Raw genomic sequence first — 7,654 nt, 5'->3', positions numbered from 1 at the left:
GGAACACTCTTATGACCGACAGGAAACTTATAATCATACTCTACGGGCTGCTCATTCTCATGTTATACATTATTTACAATGACCTTTTGCTCTTTACCAAGGATGGTATGGAAGACACAGCTGAAAAAGCTGTCCGGGACGCCATCTCCAAAAGCGGCTACGAAGATCTCGAACTCAGGCGCATTTCAGAATATCATTGTCCGCGGGACTGGAATCAAGATGACAAAGAAGTCCTTACACTTCATTGTTCGGCATCAGCGCTGTTTACTGATGGAACATCGGCAGAGGTCTCCATTGAACAAAAGGAGTTCCGAAAACCGCATGCCGACCGCAGTGGCAGAGAATATATGAGACCCTACAAGATTATTTTTTCAGTAACTATTCAGGAGCTTGGTCCGGACTGCCAGGGAGAGGCGTCCATATCCAGAATCATAAATATATGACCCCGAGCTCCCAAACCGCTTCATCGCGCTAAGATTTCATCGAGAGAGCATATCTCCATGAGATGTTTAATTAAGGGTAACCCAAGTTTTCATGAAACGGCGTTTAGCGGCTTTTTTAAGGCGGCTTTAATGAAAACGAGTCTGAAAGAAAGTCGCCCGGGAATAAGACGGCCAGTACGGCAGACACGGACGAAAAGGGCTGCCAAATGGTTGAAGATAAGTGAGATGAGGGGAAAGAGAAATGGATGAAAGAAGGATTAAAAAACCTATAGTGGTTCTTCTGATAATATCGTTTATGGTCGGCATGGCCGTGCTGGCTAATGTTTTAAATAAACACGAATTGTCATATATGGCAAAGGAGACTCTTAAGGATGCTCTTGCCGGAACCCGCTATGCTGACCTCGATATCATCTCTGTTTCCGGCTTCGACTGCCACACCATCAGCAGCGGCCGTTATCAGAGCCAGAGCTCATGCACCGCAACTGCGGAGTTTTCAGACGGAACCCGTTCCCGGATCTGCATGGAAAGTACTGAACGTTTCAGATATGAGAGACGTCCTGAGAGCCGTCATTCTGAGAGCCGTCATTCTAATTCCGAGGACAGGGTAAGAACCTCAATCAATGTAACTGTGAGTTTATGCGGGATTGATTCCGGCATAGAAAGCACTCGGTCGTTCCGTTAGCAAGTACCCGGAACACCGAAAGCTCCGGATATGCGGAGCATGATTTCCGGAAAATCCGCTCCGGGAGTTCCGCCAAAATCAGAACATTCTGCCGCTAAAGGAGGCCCTTCTCCATTAAACAAAAGGAATTCAGAAAGACGTGTTATCATCACGGAATAGAGACAATGCAGTCCTGCAAGATTATTTTTACCGTAACTATCCATGGCCGCGGTCCGGATTTCCAGGGATTTCCAGGGAGAGACGTTCATATCCAGGATCATAAATTTATGAACCCGAGCTTCCAAACGTCTTCCTGCCGTTTAGATGAGAGCACAGCTGGGAAAGAGAAATAAATGAAACAGGGATGAAAGCAAATGAAAAGCGTTCTTCAGGTAATACTGATCATGGTCGTCGTAGCGGTAGGCTTCTATTTTTATCAAAGACACGAGCTGACAAATATGGCAGAGGAGACTCTTAAGGATGCTCTTGCCGGAACCCGTTATGCCTGTCTCAGTGTCAGCTCTGTTTCCGGCATTGAGTGCCAGCACCTTCATAGCGGACCATTTGAGAGCCGGAAAGCTTGTACCGGGACTGCGGAGTTTTCAGACGGAACCCGTTCCCGGATCTGTATTAAAAGCACTGAGTTCTTTATAAAGGCCAATAATTATATTGGTTCCGGCACCAGCTATAAAAAGACCTCAACCAGAGTAACTGTGAGTTTATGCGGGCTTGATGCCGGCATAAAAAGCACCCGGACGTTCCATGAGTAGCTACCGGGAATCCTGGAAATGCCTGATATGCGGGCAGGAATTCCGGAAAATCCTCACCGAGGGCCCCATCTAAATCAGAAGCTTCGGAGCTAAAGAGGGCTTCCTCTCATTTCTCCTGACTCCCGACCTCCTGAATGCTGTCCCTGATATCCTGTTCCGCAAGGGGGCGATCTCCGGGAAAACGTCCTTTAAAGGCCGCAATACACTTCCGGGACTTTTCATCCAGATAATCCATGGCCTTCTTCCGGATCTCCGGGGGAATTCCGAAGACGGCTTCGGCCATGCCTCCGGCAATGGCGGCAATGGTATCGCTGTCTCCCCCGAGGGAAATGGCGTTTCTGATGGCATCCTCAAAGCCTGATGATTCAAAGAGGGCCATAAAGGCCTGGGGTACGCTGCCCTGGCAGGTTACGTCAAAACGGTAATGCGGCCGGATCTCGTCCAGCGTGAAATCCATGGAGTAGTAGTTCCGGTCAATATAAGTCCGGATCTCCGGGAGAGACAATCCGGCCCGGGCCAGAAAAATGGCCGCGGACACCGCCTCCGCCGCTTTCAGTCCCTCAGGATGATTATGGGTGACCTCGGTGACCATCCGGGCCAGTGTTTTCGCTTCTGAAAGACTTCCGGCCGCAAAGCCCGCCGGGCTTACCCGCATGGCAGCGCCGTTACCCAGACTGTTGCAGGGGCGGGGATCGGAGGAATTCAGCCATTCCCGGAACCGGGATCCATAACCGGCATCAGGATGACGCCGTCCCCAAAGCTGCATCTTCCGGACAGCATTTACCGAGAGATCGCTGAAGTCCGGGCGGCTTACCGTCAAAGCCTCCGCCAGAGCCAGAGTCATATAGCTGTCATCGGTAGGAAAGCATCCCGGATCGAAAAGCGCAAAATCCTTGCTCTTTATGTTGTGCCATTCAAAGCGGGAACCCGCAATGTCCCCGATAATAGCTCCCAGCATAACCTTACCTCCTTAAAAAGACGTTACTTCCCGGCCTCGGAAGAGTTCGGCTTCTTATGACACAGGATCTTGCCGTCAGCGCAGATGTAAAAGTTGTTTCGGGTAACAAAGGTGCAGGCCTGCGCCGGGGGCGCTTCATTTCCGTCCCCGCTCATCACCAGAGTCGTAAGATAGACCGCCCGGATATCCCGAAATTCCGCCTCGGAAAAATCATTGCCGGGCTCGCTTTCAGCCTGGAGTTTTTGAAGAGCCTCCGGGGTAACGCTCCGAAACTTTTTGGCAGCGGCTCCCGCATCAATCTCATCCCGGTCAATGTCATAGCCGAGGCCCTTAAACATCTTTCTTTTGAAGGCTGTGTCATGAATGCACCTTTTGGTCTTGTCCCGATCCGCTTCCAGCCAGGCTTTGAAGGATGTGTCGTCCAGCTTTTCCAGCGCGGTCAGCTTGCAGCCGATTTTCACGGGAATGCCGTCCTGAACTCCGGTAAAAAAGAGACTCATGGCATTAGCCATGGGAGTACAGATGAGCTTTGCAGAGTTTTCCATGGTAAGGTCGGCGGAAAGATCGGCCGGAAAATCTGCCTTCGTCTCCGCTGCGTTGGCAGAGACCAGCAGGGCGGGGACAAACATACAAGACATGGCGATGTCTTTGAAATGGTTCAGCTTCATAGATAAAGTTCCTTAATACCTGCCGGCAAAGGATCCGGCGAAGTCTTGCTGAAATCTATCTTAGCCGAGTCTCTGACCGCTTTTCAATTATGGCCGCGGGAGTCAATGACGCTTTGTGATGCATGGCCGTAATCAGGCAACAGCAGCCGGCATTTTCCGGAGAGGGGCCGCGATCCCCGAAGGTTAAGGCTGAAGGGGAAAGAATATAATCCGGAGTCCGAATAGACAACAGTTCCCTCCGCGGGAGGTTTTCCGGCGTAGACGGGCTCTCCCCCTGGGAGGTGAAAGGAGCCCCAAATGTTGAAAATCACCGAAAAGAGGGTAAGATCTGCTTAAGAAATAACCGGTTCAGGCTCTTCTCCCGGCTGAGGTTCACTAACCAGGGATCTCCGGAAAACCACAGGAAGCAAACATGATCATCGAAACCCCAAGACTGATTCTCCGGCCGTTCCGCGAGGGTGATGCCGCAGATGTTTTTGAATATCTGGAAGAACCGCAGGTCCATTGCTTTGCCTGGATGAAGCTGAATTCCCTGGAGGAAGCCAAAGCAGCCGTTATCAAAAGATCCCGGGATCCCGATTACTACTTCGCCATCACTCTCCGGGAGAGCGGCAAGGTAATCGGCGAGGTTTTTGCCTATCCGGAAACCGGCGAAATGCACGCTCCGGAAAACTCTCCCCTGGATACCTTCAGTCCCAGCGCCATGCTGAACAGCAAGTACCATAAGCAGGGCTATGCCTATGAGGCGGGGCGGGCTTTTCTGGACTATCTCTTCCGGGACAGGGGAGCCCGGCGGGTTTATATCTACACAGACGATTACAACATTCCCAGCCAGCAGCTCTGCGAAAAGCTGGGAATGCGGAAGGAGGGATTTTTCAGGGAGATCTTTTCCTTTGTGAAAAATCCCGATGGCACGCCCCATTATGAAAACACCTACCAGTATGCCATCCTGAAAAAGGAATGGCTGGAGCAGCAGAAAGCCATAAAGGCGGAAGCGTGAAGCTTGCCCCCGCGGGGAAAGCCTGACATGCCGGTTTTAACCAGGTCAGGGTGGCGCAAAGCCGGTGTAACTGCCATGATTTCATAACAGCAAGGAACCATTTAGCATGTACGACGAAAATAATTCTTCCTTTGAAAAACAGAAAAGAGCCAATCCCAATGCTCAGGGACGCGTTCTTTCCGGAAATCCTGATGAAACACCGCCGGCTCCTCCTGAGCGTATTACGATGGCCATTGTTATCACTCGCATTGCGAAGTACCTCATTTACATTGTCATCATACTGGGAATATTCTGGTACTACCTGGCAGATGAGTTCTACATGAAGTCCGAAACCGGTCTTAAGTGGCAGATCCAAAGAACCGCCAAGGATGCGCTGGCGCACAGCAAATACAAGGATCTTTCTCTGGAAAACATCGGCGAAGCAGTCTGCACCGGGGGCAAAGCAGCGGAAATGCGCTATGTTTATGAGTGCAAGGCTCCGGCGACATATTCAAACGGGCAAACCTCTGACATCTGCATCACCAAAGAAGAGTTTCACAGAGAGAACCGGGAACATGCCGGCCTGACTGTTCTGAAAAGTCTGAATCTCACCGTGAACCTCTGCGGTCTGGACAAGGATGCCACCAGTACCAGAACCTTCAGCGAAAAGGAAGGTAAACGCTGATAGCACCTTTTGAACCTTAACAATTGCCGGATTTTCGGTAATTTCCCGGTACTCCGGCTCCGGAATTCTGCAAGGGGCAGATTCCGGAGCTTTGCGAATTCTCCTGCCGCTGAGCAGGCGGTTCTAAGCGAGGGTATCAGGTAAAACTCCCTTCTTAATCTGCCTCATTTGCCTCCGTTTTCATTTATTTATATCCGTTTTTCTGAACAAACAAGCCGAAACGAGAGCAATCTCACTTCCGCGGTTACCGCTTTCCCGTCATCCGGGTAAACTCCCGCACCTGAAGCTCCGCCTGAAACATCTCTCTTATCAGTTCACCTTCATCTGATTTGAGCCCCGTCATTTATCAATCAGCTCCATTACCAAAGCCCCTAAACCCGCCTGAAAATGCACCAATTTGGTGATTTTGCTGCTTTTTTGTCCCAAAACACCCCCGCTCACCCCCAAAAAGCAAGTTTAACGCAAATAGACAGTTTACAAGCGTATTTAGCGGTATATCGCATAATTATCATGTAACTATACTTTCTTTTCTGTTTTGTGGTATACTGTAATTGTCAGGTGAGATGCATGCCAATTTGAGTTTATCCTGGGATTACACTTCGATTTAAGGAAGGGCAATCACATGGATAGTCAATGAGATTAGTGCTTTGCACCGGTGTAAAAAAACGCTCAAAATCGGCCCCGAAATCCGCGGATGTCCGGAACTGAAAATGGCCCTCAACAGAGCGGCGATCACCGGCATCATTCATGAGGAATCCTGGCACCGGAAAAGACAAGGGAGGAAAAAATGAAGAAGACATGACAAAACTGAAACACCGGCGGAACCATGACGGAAAACTGGTTCTATGCAACCGGGAAATGAAAGGGGGAAAGGGCTCCCTGAAAAACTATATGCGGAACAGCCCGTTAAAATCATAACTTTGTAAAAGAAGAGGATTAGCTATCATGACATGCAGCAAAATTGATGAAGGTTTGGCCATAATTAGCGCGATTGCCGATGAACTTAATAAACTCAGAGGGAACGATGTAACTGATAATACCGCTCGAAAGCTTTTTGAAAAGAATGGCCTTATCTGGGTATCCAACTGTTCTGATGAGGAAATCAGAGAACTCATCTGCCGTGGCAGAGATCCTGTCGAATATCTGACTTCCTGCCCGTATGAGGTTCTTATTAAATCCTGGAACGCTGTCAAGGGAACCTATTTTGAGGAGAAGCAGGAGGAGGTTGCTGTCATCGACCTGTTTCTTAGCCGGGTTGACAGTGATACTGATATGGACGAAATTGTTTCCCTCATGAGCTATGTGAGAGAGGCTCCCGATGTTATTATTCCGGGGCTGGCTTCCATGCACAGCAACTCTGATTTATTCTCATGGAATAATGAGATGAGAGAAGCAGAAATGACGGCAGTCCGTGATCTTCTGAAATATTACCGGCAAAGGTACAATAAGAAGATCATGTCATACCGAGAGCTGTTTCGCGAGATGGGTACACTAACCATGTGGGAATATATGAAGGATAGCTACGATTACGATCCGGAAACCACTATTTATCTCTGGTATAAGGAACATGACCCCAAAATTTTAGTGCAGAAATATTACGAAGAGGGCATTCCCGGGCGCGGCACATATCTTAAAGAATTCCTTAAATCTCAGCAGGATCTGGATCAGTATTGGAGCATCATAGACAGTGCCCTGGAGAAATTCAAGGAGGAGATGGGGCTTAACAAACCGGAAGAAGATTATGATCCCGATGATGTAGAAACTCTAGGCAACGCCGAGGAGCATCTCGACATGATAACCCGTTACTATCCTATGCATGTTAAAGAAATGCTGAAGGAGGAAGACGGGCTTGTCTCCTACTTGATGAATGAAGGTGATTGGCTTTCAGATAACATAACCACCGATGGTGATGATTACACTTGGAACGGTGATTGTTACGATGAAGGGTTAGCGGATTATTTCAGATGCATGGGTGAAACAAATGTCTGGAGCATTCACGAGTGCTGAAACAATAAAATAAAGAAAACCATGGTCGTTTTGGATTTTTCTGCTGCCATTATTTCAATCTCTAAAACCTGAAATAAGCTCAACATTAAAAACGGCCATATTTCATTTCTTAACAATAATCAGGTACAACACCTGCATCGAGGAACAATCATGGATAATTCAGGATTAACCAAGGAATGGAAATATTATTCTCAAATAGCCTGTTCAAAAACAAATACGAAAGAAGCAGCGCTGGAATATGAAAGGTTGTATACCCAGGCCTTAACAAAAGTCAAGGACAAGTCATCCTTTGACAAAGTTCGCTTTCTGCTTAAAGAAACGCCTGAAGGAATTGCTGACAGTTTTCAATTATATAATGTAAATTTCAATACATATTTAGATAAGGAATTGTTAGCCTGTGTTTTAGTATACAGATATGAACATAATATTTCCATACTTGATGATATGGATTATGAATTATCTCTAGATGAAGGATATAAATTA

The 7,654-nt window shown here is 48.1% G+C and carries 9 protein-coding genes; 7 read left to right on the top strand and 2 right to left on the bottom strand.

From position 1 onward, the window contains the following. The 3 genes from ACJROR_RS05290 to ACJROR_RS05280 all read left to right on the top strand — a co-directional run. Positions 1 to 443, top strand: a 443-nt coding sequence (locus ACJROR_RS05290; RefSeq protein WP_406546182.1) for a hypothetical protein, incomplete at its 5' end; no start/stop codon positions are given. Positions 444 to 684: 241 nt separating this feature from the next. After that, positions 685 to 1,125, top strand: coding sequence for a hypothetical protein (locus ACJROR_RS05285; RefSeq protein WP_406546181.1), 441 nt, complete (start codon positions 685 to 687; stop codon positions 1,123 to 1,125). A 353-nt stretch (positions 1,126 to 1,478) separates the two neighbouring features. Continuing rightward, entirely contained in the window at positions 1,479 to 1,874 is a 396-nt protein-coding gene (locus tag ACJROR_RS05280; RefSeq protein ID WP_406546180.1) for a hypothetical protein, read from the top strand. 106 nt (positions 1,875 to 1,980) lie between these two features. Here the strand turns inward: ACJROR_RS05280 and ACJROR_RS05275 are convergent, their stop codons facing one another. After that, a complete protein-coding gene (locus ACJROR_RS05275) occupies positions 1,981 to 2,832 on the bottom strand; it encodes an ADP-ribosylglycohydrolase family protein (protein WP_406546179.1) in 852 nt (283 codons plus the stop codon). Positions 2,833 to 2,855: 23 nt separating this feature from the next. Continuing rightward, positions 2,856 to 3,500, bottom strand: a complete 645-nt coding sequence (locus ACJROR_RS05270; RefSeq protein ID WP_406546178.1) for a hypothetical protein — start codon at positions 3,498 to 3,500, stop codon at positions 2,856 to 2,858. A gap of 412 nt (positions 3,501 to 3,912) precedes the next feature. Here ACJROR_RS05270 and ACJROR_RS05265 point away from each other — a divergent pair, with 412 nt between their 5' ends. The 4 genes from ACJROR_RS05265 to ACJROR_RS05250 form a co-directional block, all read left to right on the top strand. Beyond that, entirely contained in the window at positions 3,913 to 4,500 is a 588-nt protein-coding gene (locus tag ACJROR_RS05265) for a GNAT family N-acetyltransferase (protein WP_406546177.1), read from the top strand. Between the two features lie 106 nt (positions 4,501 to 4,606). After that, complete coding sequence (locus tag ACJROR_RS05260) at positions 4,607 to 5,164, top strand: hypothetical protein (RefSeq protein ID WP_406546176.1); 558 nt, start codon at positions 4,607 to 4,609, stop codon at positions 5,162 to 5,164. Positions 5,165 to 6,109: 945 nt separating this feature from the next. Beyond that, the gene (locus tag ACJROR_RS05255) at positions 6,110 to 7,171 is read left to right on the top strand and encodes a hypothetical protein (protein WP_406546175.1); all 1,062 of its coding nucleotides are present in this window, start codon (positions 6,110 to 6,112) and stop codon (positions 7,169 to 7,171) included. 150 nt (positions 7,172 to 7,321) lie between these two features. Further along, on the top strand, positions 7,322 to 7,654 hold a 333-nt coding region (locus tag ACJROR_RS05250), incomplete at its 3' end, for a hypothetical protein (RefSeq protein WP_406546174.1).

Source organism: Succinimonas sp. (assembly GCF_045225735.1).
GTDB lineage: Bacteria > Pseudomonadota > Gammaproteobacteria > Enterobacterales > Succinivibrionaceae > Succinimonas.
This window is presented reverse-complemented; position numbering and strand designations above follow the sequence as displayed.

Bases quoted from the DNA above. Each gene is read 5' to 3' on its own strand.
- ACJROR_RS05285 (WP_406546181.1), top strand. From the start codon at position 685: ATGGATGAAAGAAGGATTAAAAAACCTATAGTGGTTCTTCTGATAATA.
- ACJROR_RS05280 (WP_406546180.1), top strand. From the start codon at position 1,479: ATGAAAAGCGTTCTTCAGGTAATACTGATCATGGTCGTCGTAGCGGTA.
- ACJROR_RS05275 (WP_406546179.1), bottom strand. From the start codon at position 2,832: ATGCTGGGAGCTATTATCGGGGACATTGCGGGTTCCCGCTTTGAATGG.
- ACJROR_RS05270 (WP_406546178.1), bottom strand. From the start codon at position 3,500: ATGAAGCTGAACCATTTCAAAGACATCGCCATGTCTTGTATGTTTGTC.
- ACJROR_RS05265 (WP_406546177.1), top strand. From the start codon at position 3,913: ATGATCATCGAAACCCCAAGACTGATTCTCCGGCCGTTCCGCGAGGGT.
- ACJROR_RS05260 (WP_406546176.1), top strand. From the start codon at position 4,607: ATGTACGACGAAAATAATTCTTCCTTTGAAAAACAGAAAAGAGCCAAT.
- ACJROR_RS05255 (WP_406546175.1), top strand. From the start codon at position 6,110: ATGACATGCAGCAAAATTGATGAAGGTTTGGCCATAATTAGCGCGATT.